The organism is Williamsia sp. R60, from assembly GCF_054063855.1.
Genome location: NZ_JBSSGR010000001.1, coordinates 234,337 through 259,351 on the forward strand (window position 1 = coordinate 234,337; position 25,015 = coordinate 259,351).

Here is a 25,015-nt window from a genome sequence, read left to right on the forward strand (position 1 = left end):
AACAGTGAGCAAAAAGCGCAAAACGCGACTTACGCGCTCAAGCGTGACTGTGACGTGCGCTACCTCAAGACTTCGGATGTAGCGGAGATCACTCCCGCCAGTCCACAGTCGCCAACCGAGAGCAGCGTTGTCATGTTAGTAGCCTTGGGCCTCCTGATGGTGGCCACCTTCATGTTCCTCATCATGACCAAGAGGACCACTCCGGTGGTCGGCCTCATCCTGGTCCCGATCGCCTTCGGTCTGTTCGCCGGCGCGGGCCTGGGAATCAGCGACATGATCACCGACGGCATCGAGGACCTGGCCCCGACAGCCGCGATGCTCTTCTTTGCCATCATCTACTTCGGCATCATGATCGATGTCGGCCTGTTCGACCCGATCGTGCGCGGAGTCGTCCGGGCGGTGAAGGCCGATCCGGCGCGGCTGGTGGTGGGAACGGCTTTGCTGGCGATGGTGGTGTCCCTCGACGGTGACGGCTCCACCACATTCATCATCGTCACGTCGGCACTGCTGCCCCTCTACCTCAAGCTGGGTGTCAGTCCGGTGGTCCTGACGGTCACCGCGGGTCTGGCCAACGGCACCCTGAACATCCTCCCGTGGGGTGGGCCGACCGCGCGTGCCGCTGCGGCACTGGGCATCTCACCGTCCGAGGTGTTCATCCCGATGATCCCGTCGCTGGTTGTCGGTCTTGTCATCGTGCTCCTGTTCTCCTACCACCTCGGCCTGATGGAACGTCGCAGGATCGGTTCGATCACCATCAAGGAATCAGTACTGGCCCGTGAATCCGCCGACGTCCTGGTCGGCAGCGGCAACGGCCGTGGTCGCGGACCGCGTCGAGGCACCGGTGGTTCGGGTACGGGTGGTTCGGGCGCAGACGCATTCGGTGCAGGCTCCAATGAACTCCGGAACACCGATTCAGGCGGCACCGCAGACGCCGGCATCGTCGCCGGCGCGCTAGACCCTGATCGCGACACCTTGCGTCCCAGGCTCTTCTGGATCAACGCGGCGCTCACCGTCGCCCTGCTCGCCGTGCTCGGAATGGACGTCGTCGCCATCCCGGTGTTGTTCATGGTGGCCGCAGGCATCGCGCTGGTGATCAACTTCCCGCACATCAAGGACCAGCAGCAGGCGATCACCAGGCACTCGTCGAGCATCGTCTCCGTGGTGGCCATGGTCCTCGCGGCGGCAGTTCTCACCGGGGTCTTCGCAGGCACCGGCATGGTGGAGGCGATCGCACAGTGGCTGACTTCCGTGCTCCCTGATTCGATGGGACCGCACCTGGCCGTCATCACCGGCCTCCTGTCGATGCCGTTCACGTTCCTCATGAGCAACGACGCCTTCTACTTCGGTGTGCTGCCGGTGCTCTCGGAAACCGCCGCCACCTACGGGATCACCCCCGCCGAGATGGCACGGGCCTCCATCACAGGCCAGACCGTGCACATGCAGAGCCCGCTGGTTCCGGCGATCTTGTTGCTGGTGTCGCTCGCCGGGGTCTCGCTGGCCGATCATCACAAGAAGGTGCTGTGGCGGGCCGCGGCGGTCTCGGTCGCGATGCTCGTGGTCGGCACCCTTGTGGGAGCCATCCCCATCTGATCGACAACACGATGGCCAAACTGTTGGCAGGCAACGTGGGCACCCGTCGGATGGCGGGTGCCTACGCTGTGTTCATGCGGTTGCGAAACCAGGTCCTGCTCCTGCAGGTGGTGGTGATCCTGGTCAGTCTCGGTGTCGGCTTCGGCATCGTGATCTCCGGTAGCGACGACAAACTCCGGGAGGAATATGGTCAGCGCGCACTCGCCATCGCCAGATCGGTGGCGACCGACGATCAGGTGCGCGCCGAGGTGGCCGCGGGCAGCGGCGACTCGCTCGATCAGAAAGCTCTTGCCGGCGGACCGCTCCAAGCGCAGGCAGTCGCCGTCGCCGACCGCACCGGCGCCCTCTTCGTGGTCATCGCCAACAATCGTGGACTGAGGCTTGCGCACCCCGACACAACCGAACTGACCCGCCCCCTCAGTACCGATCCGGGCCGTGCACTCGGCGGTCGAGAGGACCTGGCCACCGACCGTGGAACGCTGGGCGAATCGGTGCGCGCCAAGGTACCGGTCCTCGCCCCGGACTCCACCGAGGTGGTCGGGCTCGTGAGCGTCGGGATCTCCACGGAGAAGATCAGCGACGACCTGCGCGGTGATGTGATCGCCCTTGTCCTCATCGCACTTGCCGCCCTCCTCACCGGTGTCGTCGGCTCGGCGCTGCTCGCGCGGCGGTGGCGTCGCCTCACCCTCGGCCTGGAACCGGACCAACTCGCGGAGCTGGTGCGTGAGCAAGGGGCGGTGCTGCACTCGATCGGTGAAGGTGTGGTTGCCATCGACCCGTCCGGTGTGGTCCGGGTGATCAACGACAAGGCGCGCACCCTGCTGGGCGTGACCGCCGACATCGGCACCCCGGTCACCGAGGCCGGTCTGACCGCACGCGTGCTGGAGGTCGCGACCACGCCCGTGCAGACGCCGCGGTCGGCCGCGGTGGGTGACCGTGTGGTGCTGGTCAGTTCCCACCGGGTGCGGCGCGACGGTACAGATCTCGGCATCGTGTTGTCGGTGGTGGACCGCACCGACGTGGAAGCCCTTACCCGACAACTTGACTCGATCAAGTCGATGACCGATGCCCTGCGCGCTCAGCGACACGAATCGGCCAACCGGATGCACGTCACCGCCGGTTTGCTGCGGCAAGGCGATGCCGGCGCTGCACTCGACTATTTGGACGAGGTGATGGGCACAGGTCCGTACGGCATCGACCTGCCCGGCAGCGAGAACATCAACGAGCCGCACCTGCGGGCATTCCTCGACGCCAAGGCCGCCTCCGCCCGCGAGCGGGGCGTACTGCTCACGCTGGGTCCACAGACGTTGGTCTCCGGAACATTGCAGGACCCGGTGGCCGCAACGACCATCGTGGGCAACCTGATCGACAATGCATTAGAGGCCGCCTCCGGCGGGGCACCCGAGGCCGCCTCCGACAATGCATTGAAGGCCGCCTCCGGCGGGACATCAGAGGCCGCCTCTGGCGGGGCACCCGCCCAGGTCGAGGTGGAACTGATCGTCGCAGACGACACCTTGCTGGTGGTCGTGTCGGACTCCGGGCCCGGTGTGAGGCTCGCCGATCCGCAGCAGGTCTTCACCGAGGGCGTAACCACCCATAAGGACGACTCCGTGCCCGGCGGGCGGGGGATGGGTCTGGCACTGTCGCGACAGCTGGCGCGAACCCGCGGCGGGGACCTGACACTCGTGGACGCGGGCGGCGACGCCAAGCAACCCGAGAACGTCCTCGGTGGCGCCGTCTTCGTCGCGCGGCTGCCCAGGATGCTGAGCCCGCACGAGCCGGCCGAACCGCTGGACGAGGAGCCGGTGCGATGACAGCCCGGGAGTTCAAGGTGCTCATCGTGGACGACGACTTCCGGGTCGCCGGTCTGCACGCGTCCATCGTCGAGGCCGTCGGTGGGTTCTCGGTGGCAGGCACAGCAGGCGGTCGCGAGCAGGCCCTCTCGGTCCTCGCCGAACAACCCGACGTCGACCTCGCCCTCATCGACGTCCACCTGCCGGACGGTTCCGGACTCGAACTCGCGGCCCAGATCGGCTGCGACACGTTTGTCGTCAGCGCCGAGAACGACAGCGCTGCCATCCGGCGCGCGTTCCGCGGTGGGGCGCTGACGTACCTGATCAAACCGTTCGAGAACACCGAACTCGCGCGTCGACTGTCCGCTTACGCGCAGTATCGGCGCATCCTGGCTGCACCGGCGATCGACCAGAGCACTGTCGACGCCGCGGTCAGCGCATTGCGGTTCGGCCGCGTCACGCGGGAGAGCTCCGAAAGTGGCTCGCACACAGAGCAACTGATTCTGGAAGCGTTCGCGCAATCGGGCCAGGTGATGTTCGCCGACGAGGTGTCCGCGGCGGTCGGCATCTCGCCGCCCACCGCCCGGCGGCATCTCGCCCACATGGTGGCGTCGGGAAAGCTGGCGATGCGCCTACGCTACGGCGCCACCGGCAGGCCCAAACAGGAGTACCGCCTGCCTGGTGAGCGCCGATCCGCAGTAGATTGACCGGCGTGAAACCCACTCGCACCACACCGGAGCGCCGATGAGGCTCTGGCGGCGCGAGTCCGACTACGGATCCATCCTCCTGGGGTCCACGCAGGACTCCATCCACAAGAAGCGGATCCGGATCCAGCTCCTGATCTCCGTCGGTGTCCTCACCGCCAACGCCATCGGTGCCGGCATGGTGATCCTCCTGGTGACCATCGGCATCCCCGAGCCGAGCGTGCTGCAGTCCGGTCTGTGGTGGGTCAACTTCATCGTCGTGCCGGTCTATGTCTCGCTGGCCTTCCTGATCGGACTGTGGGTGGGCACCACCCGGGTACTGCGACGACTCCGGTGGGCGTTGCGCGACGAACCGCCGACGGCGGCCCAGGCGCGCGCAGCACTGAAGGCACCAGCACTGCTCACCAGGCTGCAGGCCGCGCTGTGGGTGGTGGCAGGCATCCTGTTCACCACCGCGTACGGGGTCTACGACGCTGCCCTCATCCCCAAGATCGCATTCGTGGTGGGGCTCTCGGCAGCCGTGGTGTGCTCCATCGCGTATCTGCTGACCGAGTTCTCCCTGCGGCCCGTCGCCGCCCAGGCCCTCGAAGCCGGGCACGTGCGCGCCGCCCGCCGCGGCAGCCTGCGCACGCGCGGAATGCTGACCTGGTCGGTGGGATCAGGCATCCCCATCGTCGGGGTGATGCTCGTGGTCATCTTCGGACTGTTCCGCGACGACACCACCAAGGTCGACATCTTCATCGCCGTCACGGTCCTGAGCGCCACCGCACTGTTCACCGGGTCGATCCTCAACTTCCTCAGCATGGACAGCATCGTCGCGCCCATCCGCACCGTCCGGCAGGGGATGAGCCGGGTTCGCAGTGGAGACAACGACGTACGGGTGGTGGTCTTCGACGGCACCGAACTCGGCGACCTGCAGGCGGGTTTCAACTCGATGGTCGCCGGTCTCGGCGAACGCGAGCGCCTGCGCGACCTGTTCGGCCGTCACGTCGGCAAGGAGGTCGCCGAGGCCGCCTTGGCGCAGGACCCCGAACTCGGCGGCAGCGAACAGACCGTCGCCGTACTGTTCATCGACGTCATCGGCTCCACCACCTTGGCCGCCACCCGCCCGCCCGCCGATGTGGTGAACATCCTGAACCAGTTCTTCGCCGTGGTGGTGTCGACCGTCGAGAAGCACGACGGACTGGTCAACAAGTTCCAGGGCGACGCGGTGCTCGCCGTGTTCGGGGCTCCGATCGGCCTGTCCGATTCCGCCGCATCGGCCCTCGTCGCCGCGCGTGAGATCAGCGAGGAACTGGCCATCAAGGTGCCTCAACTGCAGGCGGGTATCGGTGTCGCCTACGGTCCGGTGGTCGCGGGCAACGTGGGCGCCATCCAGCGTTTCGAGTACACCGTCATCGGCGACGCCGTGAACGAGGCCGCCCGGCTCAGTGAACTCGCGAAAAAGGACCCGGGCCGTCCTCTCTCATCGGGCCGCGCGGTCGAGGCGGCATCGAAATCCGAAGCGTCACAATGGCACCACCAGGACTCGACGGTATTACGTGGCCGCTCCGAGGCCACCGAGGTGTACGCGACCCAGAGTTCCTCCGACTGACAGACCGCTCGTCACAACTGCTTTCGGCTATCCACTGTCACAACTGCTTTCGGCTGCCGACTGTCACAATTGCTTTCGGCTATCGCCGAGACCTTCGGCGAGGTCGAGCTGCCGCAACGCGCTCCGGAGCACCTCGTCGTCGATCCGCCCGCGGTCGCGTTCGTCGATGAACACCTCGCGCTGAATCTGGATGAGCTCGTTGCGGATCCGGTTGTACGCTTCCGTCGGACTCTCGCCGATCTCGTCGGAGTCCCGGCCCAGTCCTTCCCACGCAAGGTTCTTCCGGGCCCGGATCCAGTGCTCCAAGATCTTCACCTGCTCCAGGCGGGCGTCACCCTCGGGTATCTCGGCCTTGATCTGCTCGAGCCGCGCGAACGCGGTCCGGCCGGCGCGGTCCTGGGCGCGGGCCAGGCCCACCAGATCGGCCTGCCTCTCATCACCCTGCACACCGAGCCACCTGATGAGCAACGGCAGCGTGGTCCCCTGCAACAACAAGGTCCCGACCACCACCACGAAGGTGAGGAACAAGATCGCGTCGCGGGCCGGGAACTGTGAACCATCGTCGACGGTGAGTGGAATGGCAAAGGCCGCAGCAAGACTGACCACCCCGCGCATACCGGCCCACGACACCACGAACACCGCGCCGGGCTGTGGATACGGTTCACGCTCACGTATTCGTGGGAACAGCCGGGCACCGTATGTCGCCCCGAACACCCAGACGATGCGGATCGCGATGGTCGCGGCGAACACCGCCGCCGCGGCCCAGCAGATCGCGGCAGTCGACCGGTCTCCCAGACCTTCGATGACCTGCGGGAGCTGGAGTCCGATGAGCAGGAACACAAACGACTCGAGGATGGCGTCGATCGAACGCCAGACGGCGTTGTCCTGCAAGCGGGTGGCGTATCCCTCGCGCACCGAGCGCTGACCCAGATAGAGGCCCGCCGCGACAACCGCGATCACACCCGATGCATGGATCTCCTCGGCGACGAAGTAGATCGCAAACGGCGCGATGATTCCCAGGGCCGTCTCCATCGGGGGGTCGGTGAGGAAGTGGCGCATGAAGGCGACCGCCAGCCCGGCAGCAAGTCCCACGATCAGGCCGCCGACGGCAGCGATCAGGAAGGCCAGGATTCCGTCCCACACGGTGGTGGTCGCGCCGACCGCCGCGGCCAGCGCCAAGCGGTAGGCCGTCAGGGCGGTGGCGTCGTTGAGCAGACTCTCGCCGCCCAGCAGCGTCATCACACGCCGGGGCAGACCCAGGCGACGGCCGACGGCCTGCGCAGACACAGCATCGGGCGGCGCGATCACCGCACCCAGGACAAAGGCGGCGGCCCAGGGGAGGTCGGGGACGGCGTAGTACGCGACCACTCCGACCCCCGCGGTGGTCGCGAGCGGCAGCCCGACGGCCAGCAGTCCGACCGCGCGTACGTTCTTGCGCAGCGCCACATAGGAACTGTCCAGGGCCGCCGAGTAGAGCAGCGGCGGCAACACCGCGAACAGGACCAGCTCCGGTTCCAGGGTGAACTCGGGAAGACCTGGGATCCAGCCGAGCCCCAGCCCCACCACCACCAGCACCAACGGGGCAGAGAGACCGAATCGGCGACAGATGGCGGCCAGGATCACCGCGACCACGGCGACGATCAACAGTCCTTCGTCCACCGCCCGAATTCCTCCCTCAGCGCACACCCGACCGAACCAGCCAAAGATACGGGAGAATGGAATTGTTCTCGCCGCAGACGTCTCCCGCCGCCGAGGCCTGCGGCCTGAGCCCGCTCGCGAACCACATGAGGAAGGACCTGATGCGCAACCCCATCCGGTCGGTCATGCACCGCAACATCAAACCGTCCACATTGCTTGCCGACGTGGCGGACGAATTGTGCCCCGAACTCGTCCAGACCAGTGAGGATCCGTCGGCGGACCCACCCGTCGACTCGCAAGATGCATGCCAGGACTGCGTTGCCGAGGGCGTCGATCACTGGGCGCACCTTCGTAAATGCCTGACCTGCGGACATGTCGCCTGCTGTGATTCGAGTCCCCGCAAGCACGCCACCGCACATTTCAAGTCCACCGGGCACCCGGTGATGCGTTCGGCCGAGCCCGGCGAGACGTGGCGCTGGTGCTATCGGCATGCCCAGATGGGCTGACCCGGCCCCGGCAGTCCGCGCCCGGTGATCGTCAGGTGTAGAACGGCCGACCGAAGGCGCTAGCCTTATCTCTGTGACTACCAATACCTCGGGAAGCGGCGTTGTCATCTCTGCCGTGCCCGACCGTATCGGCACTCCACTGACCCCGGGCGCCACCAAGGTGATGTTGCTCGGCGCCGGGGAACTCGGCAAAGAAGTGATCATCGCCTTCCAGCGGCTCGGCGTCGAAGTGGTTGCGGTCGATCGTTATCCGAACGCTCCGGGCCATCAGGTCGCCCACCGCTCACACGTGGTGAACATGACCGACCCGCGCGCACTGCGTGCCGTGATCGAGGCCGAGCAACCCGACTTCGTGGTCCCCGAGATCGAGGCCATCGCCACCGAGGTTCTCGTCGAGGTCCACGAAGACGGTCTGACCGAGGTGATCCCCACCGCGCGTGCCACGGCCCTGACGATGAACCGCGAGGGCATCCGTCGGCTGGCCGACGAAAGGCTGGGTCTTCCGACGTCGCCGTACGCGTTCGCCGATTCGGCCGACGAGGTCCGCGCCGCGACCAACCGGGTCGGGTTCCCGTGTGTGGTCAAACCCGTGATGTCATCGTCGGGCAAGGGCCAGAGCGTGGTGCGCGGGCCGGACGAGGTCGACCGGGCCTGGGACCACGCCGTCGCCGGCGGTCGCGTCCAGGGTGGACGGGTCATCGTCGAAGGTTTCATCGACTTCGACTACGAGATCACCCTGCTGACCGTGCGCGCCGTCGATCCGAACACCGGCCGTCTCGGCACGTACTTCTGCGCACCGATCGGACACCGCCAGCAACAGGGCGACTACGTCGAGTCGTGGCAGCCTCAGCCGATGAGCGAGACCGCGCTGGGCGGCGCCACGTCGGTGGCCGCACGCATCGCCGCGGCGCTCGGCGACGGCCGGCTCGGTGGCCGCGGAATCTTCGGTGTCGAGATGTTCGTCAAAGACGACGACGTGTACTTCTCCGAGGTCAGCCCCCGACCGCACGACACCGGTCTGGTCACCCTCGGAACCCAGCGGCTCTCTGAGTTCGACATGCATGCGCGCGCGATCCTGGGATTGCCCGTGGACGTCACGCTGGCCTCTCCAGGAGCATCAGCGGTGATCTACGGCGGCCTGGACGAACCTGCGATCGCCTTCGAGAACGTCGCTGCTGCCCTGGCTGTCCCGGAGACGGACATCCGGTTGTTCGGCAAGCCCGAGAGCTTTGCGCGTCGCCGGATGGGTGTGGTGATCGCGACCGCCGACGACATCCAGACAGCCCGCGCACGCGCCGGTGAAGCGGCCCGCCTGGTGCGGCCGATCAGCACGTCACCGCAGGCCGACACTCGCGCGGTGCCAGCGATCCGCGAGGAACCGCCGCGCGAGTCGACCCCTCCCGATCCGGGGATGACACGGGTCACCCGACGTCCACCGGGAGCACAGCCCTCTCCGCCGAAGACCCCTTCCCCGGCACAGGCCGGACCGCCGGCCGGTCCTCGGCTGAACAAACCCGCCGGCTCAGGCGACGAGAACCGGTAGCGGGGAGAACACGTGCCTTTTGTCGGCGAGGTCATCGTCGCCCTGGTGATCTTTCTGGGGTTGTGCGGTGTTGTCGTGCCGGTGCTGCCCGGACTGAGCCTCATCTTCGTTGCCATCGGGGTGTGGGCGTTTGTCGTCGGTGGCGCGGGTTGGCTGGTGTTCGCGGCAGCTGCCGTGTTGCTGGGCGTCTCGGCCATCGTCAAATACGTCTTCGCGAACAAGTCGATGAAGGACTCGGGGGTGCCCGGCCGGACGGTGGTCCTGGGCGGTCTGCTCGGGATCGTCGGGTTCTTCGTGATCCCGGTGGTGGGCCTGCCGATCGGGTTCGTGCTCGGCGCGTTCCTTGCCGAGTGGGCGCGGCTGGGCAGCATCGAAGCGGGTTGGCGTGGGGCCGTCGCTGCGACGAAGGCCGCGGGACTGGCCATCGTGATCGAGCTGACCGGCGCCCTGCTCGCCGCGTCCCTGTGGCTCGGAGCGGCGTTCGCTTTCTAGTCCGCGGGTGGGTATGTCAGCGTTTGCGACCGATGGGCACGATCATCGGCCCACCCGACACCGGGTCGGTGAGCACCTGCGAGGACAACCCGAAGGCCTCCTGCAACAGATCGGTGGTGATGACGTCGGAGGGCGTTCCCTCTCGAATGATCTCTCCCTCCCTCATCACCACCAGCCAATCGCTGTAGCGCACAGCCAGATTGAGGTCGTGGAGCACCATCACCACGGTCTTGCCGTGCATGCGGCACAGGTCGTCGACGAGGTCGAGCACGTCGATTGAATGTGACAGGTCGAGGTAGGTGGTCGGCTCGTCCAGCATCACCACATCGGTCTGCTGTGCCAGCGTCAACGCGATCCAGACCCGTTGTCGCTGACCACCGGACAGCGCGTCGATGGTCCTCTCGGCAAGGTCGGTGCAGTCGGTCAGTTCCAGCGCCTGCGCGACGGCGACCTCGTCTTCCGGAGACCACTGCTTGTACCAGGACTGGTGGGGGTGACGACCTCGCGAGACCAGGTCGACAACCGTCAAACCCTCTGGGGCAACGGGGTTCTGGGGCAGCAGTCCGAGGATCTTGGCCACCTCTTTGGTGCGCAGCGTCGCGATGTCGCGGCCGTCGAGCAGCACCTGCCCCGCGGTCGGCTTGAGTAGACGTACCAGCGAGCGCAGCAGCGTGGATTTACCGCACCCGTTGGGGCCGACGATGGTGGTGACCTTGCCGTCGGGGATCGAGATGTCGAGATCGTCGATGATGGGTCGGTCGCCGTAGCCGACCTGGAGGCCGGTGGCCGCGATGCGTCCCGCGGACTGTTCCGAGTACAGGGCACTCATACCGAGGCCTTTCGGTTGATCTGGACCATGAGGTAGATGAGGGCGGGGCCGCCGATGCCTGCGGTGACGACCCCGACGGGGAGTCCAGCCGGCAACACCGTGCGGCACAGCAGGTCTCCACCCAGCACGAGACACGCACCGGTCAGCCCGGCGGTGATCGGTCCCGGGACTTCCGCCCGGGTGAGCCGCATCGCGATCTGAGGTGCGAGCAAGGCGACAAACGCGATCGGGCCGGCGGAGGAGACACAGACCGCCGCCACGATGACCGCGACGATGAGGATGAGCGCCGACACCGGGTTGGCGCGGATGCCCAGCCCGCGGCACACGTCCTCGCCCAGACTGAGGATCGCGAGATTTCGGGACTGGGCGAGCACGATCAGGATGGCCGGGATCAGCACGATGAACGGGGGCCACACCGCTTTCCAGCCCGCACCGGACACCGATCCGACAATCCACAGCTGCGCCCGCTGCACCTGATCCACATTGGCGCGGGTTAGCAGATAGGCGATCACGGCCTGCAGACCCCACGTCAGCGCGACGCCGACGAGCACCAGACGGATGGGGTCGATGCCCTTGCGCCAGGTGAGGATGTACATCGCGGTGGCGGTGAGAAGTCCGCCGAGCATGGCGGCGAGCGCGAGCCCGAGGTCGGCCAGCCACGAGGCCCACGTGGATCCGAAGGCGATCACGGCCACCGCGGCCGCACTCGCGCCGGAGGTGATGCCGAGCATGTCGGGCGTCGCCAAGGGGTTGCGGGCGATCACCTGGGTGAGTGCACCGGACATCCCCAGACCCATCCCGACCAGCAGACTCACCAGGCCGATCGGCAACTGGGTGTCGAAGACGACGACGTTCTCCGCACGGGTGCCACCACCGAGCAGGATCCGCCCGACATCAATCGGGGTCATCGGGAAGTCGCTGGTTCCGATACTGACCGCGAACAGGACGACGGCGAACGCGGCCAGCACAAGCCCCACGGCTGTTGCCCACGGCCGCACGACGAACGATCCTCCGGCCACCCGCACCGTGGTGCGGCGAAGGTGCCGGGCCGGCAGCGGTGCCGGCTTGTGCTCGGGGGGATCGGCCACTGCGGTCATGCCGCCACCGACTTCACGGTCATACCGCCACCAACTTCTTTGCGCGTACCAGGGCGATGAAGAACGGGGCGCCGACGGCAGCCAGGACGATGCCGGCCTGGATCTCGCCGGGGCGGGCGATCATCCGGCCGAGTACGTCGCAACCGACGAGGGCGACGGCACCGATGAGCGCCGAGTAGGGCACCACCCAGCGATAGTCGGGGCCGGTGAAGAACCGGGCCACGTGCGGCGCCACCAGGCCGAGGAACACGATCGGCCCGCAGGCTGCGGTCGCCGACCCGACGAGCAGGGTGATCGCGAGGATGCCGACGATCCGCACCTGCACGATCCGCGAACCCAGGGCCTTGGTCATCTCGTCGCCCAGGGACAGGATGTTGAGGAAGAAGCCGCTGGCGATCGCCAAGATGAGCCCCGGGATGATGAACGGGAGCGTGGCGAGGATGACGTCGAATCCGCGTCCGGCCACTGATCCCACCTGCCAGAAACGCCAGGCTTCCAGCGATGCGGTGTCGATCAGGACGATCGCGGATGTCAGTGCCACCAGCATCGCCGAGAGTCCGGTGCCGGCGAGGATCAGCGTCAGCGGGCTGGCGCCCTTGCCTACCGACGCGAGGAAGAACACCAGCGAGGAGGCCGCCATCGCGCCGAGCAGCCCGAAGCCCATGTACTGGATGGGTGTGGTGATACCCAGGACGTAGACGCCCGTGACCACTGCAAAAGCAGCGCCCGCGTTGACGCCGAGGATGCCCGGGTCGGCCAGTGGGTTGCGCGTGTGGCCCTGTGTGAGCGCACCCGCGGCGCCGACCGCAAGACCGACCACCAGGCCCAAGACGGTGCGCGGAATGCGTAGGTCATGCACGATTCCGACGGCGTCGGGCGCTCCTGGAACGTTGTCCGCCCACAGCGCGTCCCAAACCTCGGGCAGGGGGATGACGCGGGACCCGATCGCGATCGAGGCCGCGCAGACGATGGCCAGGAGGACCAGTAGCAGTACCACCCCGGGTATGCGTCGCGATTTGTTGACCAAGATCTGCGGGACCTGTCTTGTGTAGTTCAATGCATGTGTATGCGGTAGTTGTGCGGGTGGTCGGTGTCGGGATGACGACGTCGACGGTAGGCAGGTTACCCTAACCTTCTCCGGTACTGCGAAATCTTCCTGCGGTCCATGGCTTTGGATCACGGAACGGTAACGAATCGCAGACACCGTGTTTCTTATCTGTTTCTTGGCTAACACTCAGGCTGTCATCAGGCGATAACCCCATGAGTCACATCCGTGGCCAGACCTGGAGGAGTGAAGAATGAAACAGAAGTTGATTCGCGCCGCCGCAGCCGTAGCCGCGACTGTGGGTATTGCCGCAGGCAGCGTTGTTGCCGCCGCGCCCGCACAGGCCGCCCCCGTGGGCCCGTTCGACCTCGACCTCACCGGCGGCGTCAGCTGCGAGTGGGGCAAGCCCGGTGATCCCTGGGTCAACGCCTGGCACACCAAGCGCTGGATGAAGGTCACCGCATACGGCCGCGACTGGCCCAACGTCACGCTCCAGGAGTTCAACGGCGCGCAGAAGTTCGCCCCGGTCCTGAAGAAGGGCCAGTCCCTGACCATCGAGACCAAGTGGTTCGGCTGCTTCCCGACGTCCATCTCCGGCTACACGATCTCCAGCGAGATCGACCCGCTGCAGAACAACATCGGCTACTGGTTCAGCGTTCAGAGCATCCCGAACTGACGCTCGCACCCAGCACCCACCACGGCGGGTGAACAGCACCACCACTTGATCCCTCTCCCGGACACGATCTGTCTGGGGGAGGGATCTTTGCGTCTCCAGGTGCGCGTGTTGCACAAGGCCTTGCGGTTGACGCAGCGTCAACGGGCACAGTGGTTCTCGACCGCCTGAGGAGGCCGAGATGGATCATCCGATCGGGGAGATCGCCCGTAGTTCGGGCGTCACGCCGCGCACGTTGCGGCACTACGAGCAGATCGGGCTGCTGTTGCCGTCACGGACGGGCGCCGGCGGCATCCGGTACTACGACTCGGCAGCAGTGGTCCGTCTGCAGCGCATCCTGATCTTGCGCGAGTTGGGTCTGTCGCTGCCGCGAATCGCTGACGTGCTTGCCGGACAACAAGATCCACGAACAGCGCTCGGGGAACTCCTCACGACACTGCGGTCTCGACGCGACACCATCGACGCCCAGATGTCGTCGGTCGAACACACCATCACCCACCTGGAGAAGGGACTCGACATCATGCCCACCGACGCATTCGCCGGATTCGACCACACCGTCCATCGCGAGGAGGTCGAAAGTCGCTGGGGCGCTGACGTCTACGCGACATCCGATCGCTGGTATCGCTCACTCACCGATGAGCAGCGTGCAGACTTCGCCGCAGAACATCGGGCCATCGCTGCACAGTGGATCGAGCTCACCGATGCGGGGGAGGACCCGTCAGGGGAGCGAGCCCGCCATCTAGCGGCCCGTCATCTGGAGTGGCTCGCACTGAGCGGTGCGACAGTGTCGGCCGACTACGTGCGTGGCCTCGGCCAGATGTACGTCGACGACGAACGGTTCGGCAAGAACTACGCACCCACTGGCGTCGACCATCGCCGATACGCGGAGTTCGTGCGGGATGCGTTGGAGTTTGCTGTCGATTGAGGGGTTGGCTGGGCGGCGGTTTCGGTCGCTCGGTGAACTGGCAGATGCGCGGTCTGCAGACCGCGCTACGACGAGGATGCTGAGCGGCCAGTTCGGTCGGTCACTTAACCAGCAGAAGCTCGGTCTACAGACCGAGCTTCCGCAACCCCAACCCCAGCGTCAGGCCCTGTTGACCTTGTCGGGCTCAGAGGCTGCGAGCATGTCTTCGCGCTCGACGACCTTCACGCGTTCGCGGCCCTCGGCGGCTCCGAGTGCGCGTTCGTGCTCATCGAGCCGGTACCAGCCGTCCCAGGTGGTGAAGGCGACGCTCTTGTCCTCGAGGTACTTGATGATCGCGTCCTCGCCGGGCTCGGCGGGTTCGAGGAGCTTGCCCTCGTGCATGTCGTCGAGCAGGCAGTCGACGGTCTCGTTGGCGTCGCCCTTGGTGTGGCCGATGAGGCCGACGGGTCCGCGCTTGATCCAGCCGGTGGTGTACATGCCGGTCATGTGGGAGCCGTCGTTGAAGATGCGGCCCGCTTCGTTGGGGATGACGCCGGCCTGGTCGTCGAACGGGATCTGCGGCAGGTTGTCCGAGAGGTAGCCCACGGCCCGGTAGACCGCACCCAGCTCCCAGTCGGTGAAATTGCCGGTGCCCTTGACGTTGCCGGTGCCGTCGAGCTCGGTCCGTTCGGTGCGCAGACCGACGACCTTGCCGTCGTCGCCCAGGATTTCCACGGGCGACTCGAAGAAGTGCAGGAACAGCTTGTGCGGGCGCCCCTTGGGGTCGCGGATCGCGTACTGCTCGATGATGGTTGCGACCTGATCGGTGATCTTCGACGACCGGCGGGCGACGGTGGAGCCCTCGTCGTAGTCGATGTCCTCGGGATTGACGATGACGTCGATGGTGGGCGAGTGGTCGAGCTCTTTGAGCTCGAGCGGGGTGAACTTGGCCTGAGCCGGTCCGCGCCGTCCGAACACGTGGACCTCGGTGGCCTTGTTGTTCTTGAGGCCCTCGTAGACGTTGGCGGGGATCTCGGTGGGCAGCAGTTCGTCGCCGGTCTTGGCCAGCACGCGCGCCACGTCCAAGGCGACGTTGCCGACACCGATGACCGCGACCTTCTCGGCCTCGAGTGGCCAGGTGCGTGGGAAGTCGGGATGTCCGTCGTACCAGGCCACGAACTGCGCGGCGCCGTAGGAGCCGTCGAGGTCGATGCCGGGCAGGTTCATCGCCCGGTCGTCGGTGGCGCCGGTGGAGAAGATGACCGCGTCGTACATCTGCTGCAGGTCTTCGAGGGCGATGTCGCTGCCGTAGTTGACGTTGCCGATCAACCGGATCTGCGGCTTGTCCAGCACCTTGTGCAGCGCGGTGATGATGCCCTTGATGCGCGGATGATCCGGTGCCACGCCGTAGCGGATCAGGCCGAACGGTGCCGGCATCCGCTCGAACAGATCGATCGAGACACCACGGTCTTTGGCCTTCTCCGACTTCATCAGGGCATCAGCGGCATAGATGCCGGCCGGACCGGCACCGACGATGGCCACGCGAAGCGGACGGTTCTGATCGCTCATGAGTCGGAGTGTCTTTCTCGTTCAGTTGGGGTCGCTGCCGAAAACCGGGCGACCTGCCTGGTGCTGGCGTTGTGGACAGTCTGCCCACCACGGTAGGCGCTGGACCTGGCCGGAACAAAAAACCTCATCCCAGACCAGGTCCAGCGAAGTGCAGCCTTGCGGTTCAGGCGCCTACTTGCCGAGCTGCGGGGCGATCTGGTCGACAGCCCAGGGGATGGTCAGCACGGTCGGCACCGACATCGCGGTTCCGGTCTGCTGGTCGAGGTAGATGACGCCTCCGCGCTTGACGATGTCGAGGTTGTTGAAGATCGGGTTCGTCTTCATCCGCTCGTTGGAGCCCTCCCAGTCGATGGCCACGACCTGGTCGAGGTTGTTGAGCAGGTTGAGGTTCTCGTTCGAGATGGTTCCGTAGAAGCCGCTGGTCACGAGCTGCTCGAGTTCCTTGGGGAACACCTGGCCGAGGTTGGTCAGCATCTGTCCGCGACCGTCACCGGGGCCGTAGATGGAGATGGAGCCGTCGGTGCCGGCGATGATCACGGCCGACTTCTTGCCGACCATGTTCGGGTACTTCGCCTTGGCGTCCTCGAACTTCTGATTGGTCTGGTCGATCAGTTCCTGGGTCTTCTCGGGCATGCCGACGGCCTTGCCGATCTCGGCGGTGGATGCGGCCCAGGGGATCAGCCAGTCCTGGTACTGCGCTTCGCGTACGAGGGTGGGCGCAACCTTCTTGAGGTTGTTGTACTGCTCCTGGGTGACCGCGTTGTTCACCGCGACGATCATGTCGGGGTTGGTGGCCAGTGCCTTGGGGATCTCACCGTTCAGATCCTGTGCGGCCAATCCGAGCACCTCGGGGGTGTTCTCGGCGATGTACTTCTCGTTCCACGGCGCGACAGCGTTCTTACCGGTCGAATCGCCGAACGGCACGATGGTGGTCGGCATGATGCCGAGAGCCAGCAAGATGTCCGAATCGCCGGGGCCGAGCGTCGCGATGCGCTTGGGCTCGGTCTCGATGGTGGTCTCGCCGAGGTTGTGGGTGATGGTGACGGGCAGGGCGCCGGCTTCCGCGGAGACCGAAGCGCCTGAGCTGTCGCTGTCTTCGTCGGGAGCTGAGCATGCCGCTGTTCCCACCAGGGCGGCGACGGCCACCGTGGCGACGGCCGTGCGGGTGAACCCGCGCGGCAACCGGGTTGTCTTGATACGCACTTTTGTAGTCCTTACGTCCGGCAATCCAGAGGTCGAGTTCGCCCCCGACGGCGTCGATCAAGTTAGGATTGGCTCACCAATATCTGGATCAGCGTCTCACGGCGGCGCGGCATCCGGCAAATGCGGGTTATAAGCTCGCGACCATGGCATCAAGGAACTCCGGGACGTCCGGTGAAGGTGGTAAGACGGGACCGCCGAGCGATGACGAACGCCGGACCATGTGGCCGTTTCTCATCGCGGTGGTGATCGTCGTGCTGACGCTCGGCACCATCGCCATCACCTACGTGGTGCGCCCGGCGGACGAGCGGCTCACCGAGGAGGCCAAGGTGGCCCGCTCCATCAACGACCACTACACCGCGAAGAACGCCGTCAACTATTCGAACTTCCGCGCCGCCACCTGTACTGCGGACCTGTCGTCGGTCGATTTCCCCACCGAGGACGAGTTCACCATCGAAAACACTGACGCCCGCGAGGCCGACGGGGCCATTGAGATCGACGACATCTCCGAGACGGTTGTCAACGGCGATCGCGCAACCGCAAACATTCATTGGTCTCGCAAGGAAAAGGCCGAGACCCAGATCACCGGGGTGGTGCTGGTGAACGAAGACGGCGACTGGAAGGTGTGCTCGTGAGTTACGCAGGAGACATCACACCCGAGCAGGCGTGGACGATTCTCTCGGAGAACCCCGACGCCGTGCTGGTGGACGTGCGAACGAAGGCCGAATGGAGTTACGTCGGCATTCCCGACCTCACCGAGCTGGGCAAGCAGACCGTACTCATCGAGTGGGTCACATTTCCTGACGGACAACGCAATCCGGATTTTGTCGTCCAACTGCGCGAGGCCGGCATCGCCGACGACCAACCGGTGGTGTTCCTCTGCCGTTCCGGTCAGCGGTCGATCGGTGCCGCAGAGGCCGCCACGGCTGATGGGGTCTCCGAGGCGTACAACGTGTCCGACGGATTCGAAGGCGGCCTCGATTCGGCCGGTCATCGCGGGGCCGTAGGTTGGAAGGCGCTGGGGCTGCCCTGGCGCCAATCCTGAGGAACCGGCTCACCGGCCGGGGTGCTCATCTGCCATGGAGGAACATGTGATCAGCGAACTGCCCGACGGGGTGTCGCCGGATACGCTCGCGGTTCGCGGTGGTCTCGACCGCTCGGGGTTCGAGGAGACGTCCGAGGCGATGTACCTCACCTCGGGTTACGTCTACTCGTCGGCTGCTGCCGCTGAGCGCGCCTTCACCGGCGAGGACAAACGGTTTGTGTACTCGCGCTACGGGAATCCGACCGTCGCGATGTTCCAGGAACGCCTCCGACTGCTCGAAGGTGCCGAAGCCTGCTTTGCCACCGCCAGTGGAATGGCCGCTGTGTTCGTTGCCCTCGGCGCGCTGCTGAAGGCCGGGGACAGGCTGGTGGCAGCACGGAGTCTGTTCGGGTCCTGCTTCGTGGTCTGCAACGAGATCTTGCCGCGTTGGGGTGTGGAGACCGTCTTCGTCGACGGCGAAGACCTCGAACAGTGGGAACAAGCGCTCTCGACACCGACGACCGCCGTGTTCTTCGAGACCCCGTCCAACCCGATGCAGACGCTCGTCGACGTCGAGAAGGTGTGCGAGCTCGCCCATGCGGCCGGCGCAAAGGTGGTGCTGGACAACGTCTTCGCGACACCGCTGCTGCAGAAGGGGCTCGATCTCGGCGCCGACGTGATCGTCTATTCGGGCACCAAGCACATCGACGGTCAGGGCCGGGTGATGGGCGGAGCCGTCCTCGGTGACGCCGAGTACATCGACGGTCCGGTGCAGACCCTGATGCGGCACACCGGGCCGGCGCTCAGCCCGTTCAATGCGTGGACCCTGCTGAAGGGTCTCGAGACGATGCGGCTGAGGGTGGACCACTCGGTGGCCTCTGCGCTCCGGATCGCCGAGTTCCTGCAGGAGGATCCGCGCGTCGCGTGGGTCAAATACCCGTTCCTGCAGTCGCATCCGCAGTACGACCTGGCCACCCGGCAGATGTCCGGCGGCGGTACGGTCCTCACCTTCGAGTTGGCCGACCGCGGGTCGGTATCGGGCAAGGCAAGGGCGTTCGAGGTGCTCGACGGGCTGAAGATCATCGACATCTCCAACAATCTCGGCGACTCCAAGTCGCTGATCACCCATCCCGCCACCACAACTCACCGGGCGATGGGTCCCGAAGGTCGCGCCGCGATCGGACTGTCGGACTCCGTGGTCAGACTGTCGGTGGGACTCGAAGGTATCGACGACCTGCTAAACGACATGGACCAGGCGCTCTAGCGGCGTCATTGCACGGCACCGGCCCCGGTGCCTTCTTCGGATCGGAGGGTGGAGACATCCTTTCCTCATTGGTCGACTGGGTCATCTCGGTTGTCGAGTCCACTCCGCCCTGGGCCGTGTATCTCGTTGTGTGGGGGGTCATCTACGGAGAGGCCGCCGCGCTGATCGGCCTGATCCTCCCAGGTGAGACCGTTCTGCTGGCGGGTGCCGTCGCCTCCGCCATCGGTCCGACGAACATCGGCTGGCTGATCACCGGTGCCTGCTTCGCCGCGGTGCTCGGCGACTGGACCGGATACATGCTGGGTCGACGATCAGGGGAACGGATAACCCACTCCAGACTGGGCTCGTGGATCGGTGAGGAGCGCTGGAACCGCGCCGAAGAGCTGATCCGCAACGGGGGTGTGGTGGCGGTGATCGGGGCACGCTGGATCGGTTACGTCCGCACGGTCACGCCGTTTGTGGCCGGGATGAGTCAGATGCCCACCAAGCAGTACCTTTTCGCGAACGTCCTGGGCGGCGTCGTGTGGGTGGTGGTGGTCGGGGTGACCGGTTACGCCGTCGGCGAGACGATCGGGGCCACCTTGCTGCTGTACCTGGGGTTCGCAGCGGCTGTGGTGGTTCTCGGGTACTTCGCCTTCCGCTGGTGGCGTCAGCGCGACAAGTCCGAAATAGGCTCTACCAGCGCCGAATAACATTCACCCGGGGTTTTATTTGACACGGCAATTATTCCGGCGACATCGTTGTTGACATGGAGGACCGACCCGCTTCGGCCACCAGTTCTGACCTCTCGCCCGGAAAGGAAACGTGCCCGGCCATGGCCTCCACGCGCGATCCGCACACGGTACTGGCCGAGTTCGTCCACGCCCGGTCCGGTGACGCCGTGGTGCTCGCCTCCGACGCGGACGACGCGGTGCGAAAGGTTGTCGGCGCGGCACCCGGACAGTCCGTACTGCTCGACCTGACGGCCGGTCTCGGAGACCGTCGGACCGGGGACCACGCCGGCGACAGACTCGTCGCCGCTCAGGTGGATCTCACCACCACGCTCGCCGCCCTGGACCGCGAGCTCTCCGTCCGGCCTGCGGCACTGCTGATCGTCCCGGGTGTCGCCCCGTCCACCGGTGAGGTCCTGCCGCTGTCGAAGCTCGCTGCGGTGGCCCATCGCCACGGGGCCCGGCTCCTCGTGGACGCAAGCGAACTCGCGGCCCGCCGGGTGATCAACATGACCAGCCACGGCATCGACTACGTCGTGTTCACCGGACGGCAACTGGCAGGCCACGGGCCCGCCGCCGTCGTCGGCCGGCCGGATTGGCTGCGCGGTGTCATCGGTGTCGACGCGGAGCCGTCTGCGCTGGGCGGGTTCGCACAGGGTTGCGACGAGGTCGCGGGCCTGGGTTTCGAGTGGATCGGGCTGCACGAACAGGCGTTGTCGGACACTCTCGACGAGGCGCTGCAACGGTTGCCCGGCACTCGGCGGCTCCGACTGTGGGCCGACGTTGCCGATTGTGTGGGCATCGCCTCGGTCGCGGTGGCAGGACGCGAGGCGCCGTTCGCGCTTCGCTGGGGTGTCGAGACCGGTCGGTACGACGTTGCGCAGCAATTGGATTCACTGGCAGATGTGGTGTTCGAGCAGGAGAAGTCATGACATATGAAGCCGTCGGTGCTCCACGCAACCGGCCAGAACTGCTCGTCGCCATCGATGGCGACGACAACCCCATCGCCTGGAGTGGTCCTCGTCCGCTCGACGCGCATGCGGGGGTGATCCGCCGGATCCGCCAGCCAGAACTGCGTGGCGGGATCCGGGAGAGAACTCAGATGCGAGCGGCGTGGACCAGCCTGGGTAACGAGCCCGCCGATCTGGTCGTCGCTCTCGAGATCGATGTGCTGATCGCCGATGATGCCGCGACCGCACGAGCAAAATTGTTGCGACTCGGTGAGTCGAGGTTCGGGGACACCGTGCGCTACGTCGGAACGGCCAATGGCCTGCTGACGCTGATCCTGGACATCTACACCGCCGAGGTTGCCGATGCGGTGATCCTCCGGCCCATCGATTCCGCCGCGGGATCGGCCGACGACTCGGTGGACGCCGGCCGGAGCAGCGCGGCATTGATCGCCGAACAGGTGTTGCCGCAATTGACCAAGAGGTCTGTCGCGGCCTGACCCGCCCATCCGCTACCGCGAAAGCCGTACGGGTGCGTCAGCTTTCGCCGTGTTCCCAGCGGTCGACGATCTGTTCTCGGGCACCGTCCGTCAGTTGACCGAAGAGTCGGAGCCTGGCCATCCCGCCGTCGGGGTAGATGTCCATGCGGGCTTCGGTGAGCGGTCGGTCCACGTCGACGAGGAAGCGGTGCCGGGTGTCGGGTTGCAATGGAGTCCGCGGAACGAGTTCGAACCACTCGCCGTTCTCGCCGTCGCGACCACGGATCATCGCCGACCCCGGGGCGTTGCCGAGAAAGTAGCTGGTGTCGAGTTCGGCCAGACCGACGGTGGCCTCACCCGCCAATTTGACCTGCACCCAGTCGTTTCCGGAATCGCGGCGACGTGAGGTCTCCCATCCCTCACCCATGGTGCGGGCACGACCCGGCATCAGCAGGTTGTTCGGCGATCCGTAGAACATGTTGGAGCACGAGGTGATCATGCCGCCGTTTTCCAGCGCAGCGAGGTCGAAGTGCCCGTAGGACAAGAATTTCGGATCGGGGATACCGCGTCCGTGTACGCGGAAACGGGCGACTCCGCCGTCGGGATAGATTGAAAGCCGCACGTGGGTGAACCGTTCCTTGGCGTCGACGCGGAACGGGTTGCGGGTGTCGCCGTTGACCTCGACGCGGTCGACGATCGTTGTCCACTCGGTCTCTTCGACCAGCTCCAGTGCGGTCGGAATGCCTTCCACCGCAGTAGCTTCCACAGAGATGCAGGGCGGGTAATTTCCCACGAACCACGATGTGTCCACCACGACGCCGTAGATCACGCCGGGAACCCCGAGCCGGACGATGGCCTGGTCGACGCCCTCTTCGCGACGCCGCCGGGTTTCCCAACCGTCGTAGACCTGACCTTTGTGACCAAACGTTGCGGGCTGGTACTCGGCCGCTGGGGTCTTGATCAGGTTCTGGGCTTCGGCGAACAGGTCGTCATTGGCCCAGATCACTGCTCCGCCGAGGGCACGCAACGCCAGATCCGGCATGGCGGTGAAGTGCGGGCGGGAGGCGGGCGGAGAGGGTGTCACGACATCCGAGGTTAGTGTGCCCGGGTCAGCGGGGCGAACCGGGCGGCGCCGATGGTTGCAGATGGCAACCGGCCCAGAGCATACTTGCAACGCACAAGTAGTTGCTGTGTGAAACTCGTGCTGCCGGCTAGATTGATGCGTTTCGTGGGAAGGCTCGTTGCAGAAGATGTCCCGCTCGGACCAGGTTGAGGATTTCATCGAGGTGCTCGCCCGATACGCACGCATCCGCGATCGACTGGCGGCCACCCGCCTGCGCACCCCGGACGGCATCGTTGAAACGGCCGCCTACCAGTGCCTTTTTCGGTTGGTCGACAAACCGTCGCGCTCGGGCGAACTGGCCGAGGCCCTGTTCGCCGATCCGTCGACCATCAGCCGTCACGTCGCTCACCTGGTACGCCTCGGCTATGTACGTCGCGAGGCCGACCCGCAGGACGGGCGTGCCACGATCCTGGTGGCCACCGACTCGGGCCGCGAGCGGGTGGCTGCGCTGCGTCAGCGACGCGGTGAAGAACTCAAAATGTTGATGGCGGATTGGCCCGACGACGACATCGACACCCTGATCCGGCTGATGGGCCGTTTCGTCGACAGCGCTGAAGATGCGCTGACCTGTGCACCAGCGGAGAGGCAACCGAGTTGACCGACACGTCCGCTTCCGTTCCGGCCGGGAGCGCTGAGCTGTCGCACAAGAAGATCCTGACGATCCTCGGTGGACTGATGCTGGGGATGTTCCTGGCCGCCCTCGACCAGACCATCGTCTCCACCGCCATCCGCACCATTGCCGATGACCTGCAGGGCTATTCGCTGCAGGCGTGGGTGACCACCGCGTATCTCGTCACGGCCACCATCGTGACCCCGCTCTACGGCAAGTTGTCGGACATGTACGGCCGCAAGAAGCTGTTCATGACGGCCATCACGATCTTCATCATCGGTTCGCTGCTGTGCACCACCGCCACCTCGATGTATCAGCTCGCGGGATACCGCGCGTTGCAGGGACTCGGTGCCGGTGGCCTGATGTCGTTGGCGCTTACCATCGTCGGTGACATCGTGCCCCCGCGCGAGCGGGCGAAGTACCAGGGATATTTTCTCGCCGTCTTCGGCACCTCGAGCGTGGTGGGCCCCGTGCTCGGTGGCCTGCTCGCCGGCCAGGAGTCGATTCTCTTCGTGTCCGGCTGGCGCTGGGTGTTCCTCGTCAACGTGCCGATCGGCCTCATCGCCCTGGTGGTGGTCTACCGCGTACTGGACTACGACCAGATCAGAGGCGCCCGCCGGCGGGTGGACTGGTCGGGAGCCGGGCTTCTGGCGCTGGGCGTGGTCCCGTTGCTGATCGTCGCCGAACAAGGCCGCGAATGGGGCTGGGGCAGTGGGTGGGCCATCGCCTGTTACACGGCCGGTGTGGTGGGCACGGCAGGGTTTGTCTACGTCGAGCACCGGATGGGCGAAGCCGCCATCATCCCGTTGCGTATCTTCCGCAACCGGATCTTCGCGCAGGGCATCGTCATCTCCGTGGTGGTCGGCATGGTGATGTTCGGCTCGATCTCGATGCTGCCGCAGTACTTCCAGGTGCTGCGAGGTTCGAGCCCCACCGTCGCCGGTCTGCAGATGTTGCCCATGGTCCTCGGTTTGATGATCGCTTCGGTGGCATCCGGACAGCTAATCTCCCGCACCGGCCACTACCGGATCTACCCGATCATCGGATCGATCCTCATCACCGTCTCGACGTTCCTGCTGCACCTGTTGAGCGTGGACACCCCGGTCGCATTGGTGATGACCCTGGCCTTCTTCCTCGGCTTCGGACTGGGCAACCTACTTCAGCCGATGACGCTGGCCTTGCAGAATGTGTTGCCGCCCAAGGACATGGGCGTCTCGACCGCCTCGGCCACCTTCTTCCGTCAGATAGGTGGAACGCTCGGCGTCGCGGTGTTCTTCTCGATCCTGTTCTCGCTGATGGGGCCCAACGTCACCGATGGGCTCAAGGACAGTGCGGACACCCCGCAGTTCAGGCAGGCCGTCGCTGCCGCCGCGCAGAGTCCGGACGCGCAGGTCGCCGCATTCGGGAAGGGCCTGATCGCTGCGGCCGCAGACCCGGATGCCCAGACCGGCAGTGTCATGAACGACACCTCGGTGATCTCCAAACTCCCCGAACCGATCTCGCGACCCATTCGCGTCGGGTTCGCCGACGCGATGGACACGGTGTTCTTGACCGTGTCGATCGTCTCGCTGATCTCGCTTGTGCTGGTGTTCTTCTGGAAAGAGGTCCCATTGCGGACCAAGTCGGGGATGCAAGCAGCCAAGGACGAGGCCGCCGCCGAATCCTGAGGCCGAATCCTGAG

24 protein-coding genes are annotated in these 25,015 nt (G+C 65.8%); 17 read left to right on the forward strand and 7 right to left on the reverse strand.

Annotated elements, in window-relative coordinates:
- Positions 1 to 132: 132 nt before the first annotated feature.
- From ACVWY6_RS00945 to ACVWY6_RS00960, 4 genes are all read left to right on the forward strand, one after another.
- Entirely contained in the window at positions 133 to 1,590 is a 1,458-nt protein-coding gene (locus ACVWY6_RS00945) for a CitMHS family transporter (RefSeq protein ID WP_457535672.1), read from the forward strand.
- 74 nt (positions 1,591 to 1,664) lie between these two features.
- Positions 1,665 to 3,404, forward strand: a complete 1,740-nt coding sequence (locus tag ACVWY6_RS00950; protein WP_457536834.1) for an ATP-binding protein — start codon at positions 1,665 to 1,667, stop codon at positions 3,402 to 3,404.
- A complete protein-coding gene (locus ACVWY6_RS00955) occupies positions 3,401 to 4,090 on the forward strand; it encodes a response regulator (protein ID WP_457535674.1) in 690 nt (229 codons plus the stop codon). The genes ACVWY6_RS00950 and ACVWY6_RS00955 overlap by 4 nt, the downstream gene beginning before the upstream one ends.
- Before the next feature lie 37 nt (positions 4,091 to 4,127).
- The gene (locus tag ACVWY6_RS00960; protein ID WP_400720619.1) at positions 4,128 to 5,681 is read left to right on the forward strand and encodes an adenylate/guanylate cyclase domain-containing protein; all 1,554 of its coding nucleotides are present in this window, start codon (positions 4,128 to 4,130) and stop codon (positions 5,679 to 5,681) included.
- Between the two features lie 63 nt (positions 5,682 to 5,744).
- On the opposite strand, the gene ACVWY6_RS00965 is transcribed toward ACVWY6_RS00960, so the two are convergent.
- Complete coding sequence (locus tag ACVWY6_RS00965; RefSeq protein ID WP_030172447.1) at positions 5,745 to 7,340, reverse strand: Na+/H+ antiporter; 1,596 nt, start codon at positions 7,338 to 7,340, stop codon at positions 5,745 to 5,747.
- 164 nt (positions 7,341 to 7,504) lie between these two features.
- Here ACVWY6_RS00965 and ACVWY6_RS00970 point away from each other — a divergent pair, with 164 nt between their 5' ends.
- From ACVWY6_RS00970 to ACVWY6_RS00980, 3 genes are all read left to right on the forward strand, one after another.
- Positions 7,505 to 7,825, forward strand: a complete 321-nt coding sequence (locus tag ACVWY6_RS00970; RefSeq protein ID WP_120802928.1) for a UBP-type zinc finger domain-containing protein — start codon at positions 7,505 to 7,507, stop codon at positions 7,823 to 7,825.
- 163 nt (positions 7,826 to 7,988) lie between these two features.
- Positions 7,989 to 9,368, forward strand: a complete 1,380-nt coding sequence (gene purT / locus ACVWY6_RS00975; RefSeq protein WP_400726691.1) for a formate-dependent phosphoribosylglycinamide formyltransferase — start codon at positions 7,989 to 7,991, stop codon at positions 9,366 to 9,368.
- A 12-nt stretch (positions 9,369 to 9,380) separates the two neighbouring features.
- The gene (locus ACVWY6_RS00980) at positions 9,381 to 9,860 is read left to right on the forward strand and encodes a DUF456 domain-containing protein (protein WP_030172457.1); all 480 of its coding nucleotides are present in this window, start codon (positions 9,381 to 9,383) and stop codon (positions 9,858 to 9,860) included.
- A 16-nt stretch (positions 9,861 to 9,876) separates the two neighbouring features.
- Here ACVWY6_RS00980 and ACVWY6_RS00985 read toward each other — a convergent pair whose 3' ends face one another.
- Genes ACVWY6_RS00985 through ACVWY6_RS00995 form a run of 3 tightly spaced genes read right to left on the reverse strand, consistent with a single transcriptional unit; the run spans position 9,877 to position 12,843 of the window.
- Complete coding sequence (locus tag ACVWY6_RS00985; protein ID WP_023961672.1) at positions 9,877 to 10,689, reverse strand: ABC transporter ATP-binding protein; 813 nt, start codon at positions 10,687 to 10,689, stop codon at positions 9,877 to 9,879.
- Positions 10,686 to 11,786: a FecCD family ABC transporter permease gene (locus ACVWY6_RS00990; RefSeq protein ID WP_457535676.1), complete on the reverse strand. Its 1,101-nt coding sequence runs from the start codon at positions 11,784 to 11,786 to the stop codon at positions 10,686 to 10,688. The genes ACVWY6_RS00985 and ACVWY6_RS00990 overlap by 4 nt, the downstream gene beginning before the upstream one ends.
- A 19-nt stretch (positions 11,787 to 11,805) precedes the next feature.
- The gene (locus ACVWY6_RS00995; RefSeq protein ID WP_457535678.1) at positions 11,806 to 12,843 is read right to left on the reverse strand and encodes a FecCD family ABC transporter permease; all 1,038 of its coding nucleotides are present in this window, start codon (positions 12,841 to 12,843) and stop codon (positions 11,806 to 11,808) included.
- 241 nt (positions 12,844 to 13,084) lie between these two features.
- Here ACVWY6_RS00995 and ACVWY6_RS01000 point away from each other — a divergent pair, with 241 nt between their 5' ends.
- Both ACVWY6_RS01000 and ACVWY6_RS01005 read left to right on the forward strand, forming a co-directional pair.
- Complete coding sequence (locus ACVWY6_RS01000; protein WP_030172470.1) at positions 13,085 to 13,507, forward strand: hypothetical protein; 423 nt, start codon at positions 13,085 to 13,087, stop codon at positions 13,505 to 13,507.
- Between the two features lie 178 nt (positions 13,508 to 13,685).
- On the forward strand, positions 13,686 to 14,429 hold the full coding sequence (locus ACVWY6_RS01005; RefSeq protein ID WP_457535680.1) for a MerR family transcriptional regulator: 744 nt from the start codon (positions 13,686 to 13,688) through the stop codon (positions 14,427 to 14,429).
- 159 nt (positions 14,430 to 14,588) lie between these two features.
- On the opposite strand, the gene ACVWY6_RS01010 is transcribed toward ACVWY6_RS01005, so the two are convergent.
- Together ACVWY6_RS01010 and ACVWY6_RS01015 are read right to left on the reverse strand one after the other, a co-directional pair.
- Entirely contained in the window at positions 14,589 to 15,977 is a 1,389-nt protein-coding gene (locus ACVWY6_RS01010) for an FAD-dependent oxidoreductase (protein WP_116917174.1), read from the reverse strand.
- A gap of 171 nt (positions 15,978 to 16,148) precedes the next feature.
- Positions 16,149 to 17,180 (reverse strand): ABC transporter substrate-binding protein, encoded by a 1,032-nt coding sequence (locus ACVWY6_RS01015; RefSeq protein WP_457535683.1) that lies wholly within the window; start codon positions 17,178 to 17,180, stop codon positions 16,149 to 16,151.
- Between the two features lie 143 nt (positions 17,181 to 17,323).
- Here ACVWY6_RS01015 and ACVWY6_RS01020 point away from each other — a divergent pair, with 143 nt between their 5' ends.
- From ACVWY6_RS01020 to ACVWY6_RS01045, 6 genes are all read left to right on the forward strand, one after another.
- A complete protein-coding gene (locus tag ACVWY6_RS01020; RefSeq protein ID WP_457535684.1) occupies positions 17,324 to 17,812 on the forward strand; it encodes an Rv0361 family membrane protein in 489 nt (162 codons plus the stop codon).
- On the forward strand, positions 17,809 to 18,222 hold the full coding sequence (locus ACVWY6_RS01025; protein WP_457535686.1) for a rhodanese-like domain-containing protein: 414 nt from the start codon (positions 17,809 to 17,811) through the stop codon (positions 18,220 to 18,222). Before ACVWY6_RS01020 ends, ACVWY6_RS01025 begins: the two co-directional genes overlap by 4 nt.
- Positions 18,223 to 18,256: 34 nt before the next feature.
- Positions 18,257 to 19,465, forward strand: coding sequence for an O-succinylhomoserine sulfhydrylase (locus tag ACVWY6_RS01030; protein WP_457535688.1), 1,209 nt, complete (start codon positions 18,257 to 18,259; stop codon positions 19,463 to 19,465).
- A gap of 68 nt (positions 19,466 to 19,533) precedes the next feature.
- Positions 19,534 to 20,157, forward strand: a complete 624-nt coding sequence (locus ACVWY6_RS01035) for a DedA family protein (RefSeq protein ID WP_457535690.1) — start codon at positions 19,534 to 19,536, stop codon at positions 20,155 to 20,157.
- A 122-nt stretch (positions 20,158 to 20,279) separates the two neighbouring features.
- A complete protein-coding gene (locus tag ACVWY6_RS01040; RefSeq protein WP_457535691.1) occupies positions 20,280 to 21,107 on the forward strand; it encodes an aminotransferase class V-fold PLP-dependent enzyme in 828 nt (275 codons plus the stop codon).
- Entirely contained in the window at positions 21,104 to 21,622 is a 519-nt protein-coding gene (locus tag ACVWY6_RS01045; RefSeq protein ID WP_457535693.1) for a hypothetical protein, read from the forward strand. Before ACVWY6_RS01040 ends, ACVWY6_RS01045 begins: the two co-directional genes overlap by 4 nt.
- A gap of 37 nt (positions 21,623 to 21,659) precedes the next feature.
- Here ACVWY6_RS01045 and alc read toward each other — a convergent pair whose 3' ends face one another.
- A complete protein-coding gene (gene alc, locus ACVWY6_RS01050) occupies positions 21,660 to 22,685 on the reverse strand; it encodes an allantoicase (protein ID WP_457535695.1) in 1,026 nt (341 codons plus the stop codon).
- Between the two features lie 166 nt (positions 22,686 to 22,851).
- Here alc and ACVWY6_RS01055 point away from each other — a divergent pair, with 166 nt between their 5' ends.
- On the forward strand, positions 22,852 to 23,322 hold the full coding sequence (locus ACVWY6_RS01055; RefSeq protein ID WP_457535697.1) for a MarR family winged helix-turn-helix transcriptional regulator: 471 nt from the start codon (positions 22,852 to 22,854) through the stop codon (positions 23,320 to 23,322).
- Entirely contained in the window at positions 23,319 to 25,001 is a 1,683-nt protein-coding gene (locus ACVWY6_RS01060; protein WP_457535698.1) for an MDR family MFS transporter, read from the forward strand. Before ACVWY6_RS01055 ends, ACVWY6_RS01060 begins: the two co-directional genes overlap by 4 nt.
- Positions 25,002 to 25,015: the final 14 nt, after the last annotated feature.

Bases quoted from the DNA above. Each gene is read 5' to 3' on its own strand.
- ACVWY6_RS00945 (WP_457535672.1), top strand. From the start codon at position 133: ATGTTAGTAGCCTTGGGCCTCCTGATGGTGGCCACCTTCATGTTCCTC.
- ACVWY6_RS00950 (WP_457536834.1), top strand. From the start codon at position 1,665: ATGCGGTTGCGAAACCAGGTCCTGCTCCTGCAGGTGGTGGTGATCCTG.
- ACVWY6_RS00955 (WP_457535674.1), top strand. From the start codon at position 3,401: ATGACAGCCCGGGAGTTCAAGGTGCTCATCGTGGACGACGACTTCCGG.
- ACVWY6_RS00960 (WP_400720619.1), top strand. From the start codon at position 4,128: ATGAGGCTCTGGCGGCGCGAGTCCGACTACGGATCCATCCTCCTGGGG.
- ACVWY6_RS00970 (WP_120802928.1), top strand. From the start codon at position 7,505: ATGCACCGCAACATCAAACCGTCCACATTGCTTGCCGACGTGGCGGAC.
- purT (WP_400726691.1), top strand. From the start codon at position 7,989: ATGTTGCTCGGCGCCGGGGAACTCGGCAAAGAAGTGATCATCGCCTTC.
- ACVWY6_RS00985 (WP_023961672.1), bottom strand. From the start codon at position 10,689: ATGAGTGCCCTGTACTCGGAACAGTCCGCGGGACGCATCGCGGCCACC.
- ACVWY6_RS00990 (WP_457535676.1), bottom strand. From the start codon at position 11,786: ATGACCGCAGTGGCCGATCCCCCCGAGCACAAGCCGGCACCGCTGCCG.
- ACVWY6_RS01000 (WP_030172470.1), top strand. From the start codon at position 13,085: ATGAAACAGAAGTTGATTCGCGCCGCCGCAGCCGTAGCCGCGACTGTG.
- ACVWY6_RS01005 (WP_457535680.1), top strand. From the start codon at position 13,686: ATGGATCATCCGATCGGGGAGATCGCCCGTAGTTCGGGCGTCACGCCG.
- ACVWY6_RS01010 (WP_116917174.1), bottom strand. From the start codon at position 15,977: ATGAGCGATCAGAACCGTCCGCTTCGCGTGGCCATCGTCGGTGCCGGT.
- ACVWY6_RS01020 (WP_457535684.1), top strand. From the start codon at position 17,324: ATGGCATCAAGGAACTCCGGGACGTCCGGTGAAGGTGGTAAGACGGGA.
- ACVWY6_RS01030 (WP_457535688.1), top strand. From the start codon at position 18,257: ATGGAGGAACATGTGATCAGCGAACTGCCCGACGGGGTGTCGCCGGAT.
- ACVWY6_RS01040 (WP_457535691.1), top strand. From the start codon at position 20,280: ATGGCCTCCACGCGCGATCCGCACACGGTACTGGCCGAGTTCGTCCAC.
- ACVWY6_RS01045 (WP_457535693.1), top strand. From the start codon at position 21,104: ATGACATATGAAGCCGTCGGTGCTCCACGCAACCGGCCAGAACTGCTC.
- ACVWY6_RS01055 (WP_457535697.1), top strand. From the start codon at position 22,852: ATGTCCCGCTCGGACCAGGTTGAGGATTTCATCGAGGTGCTCGCCCGA.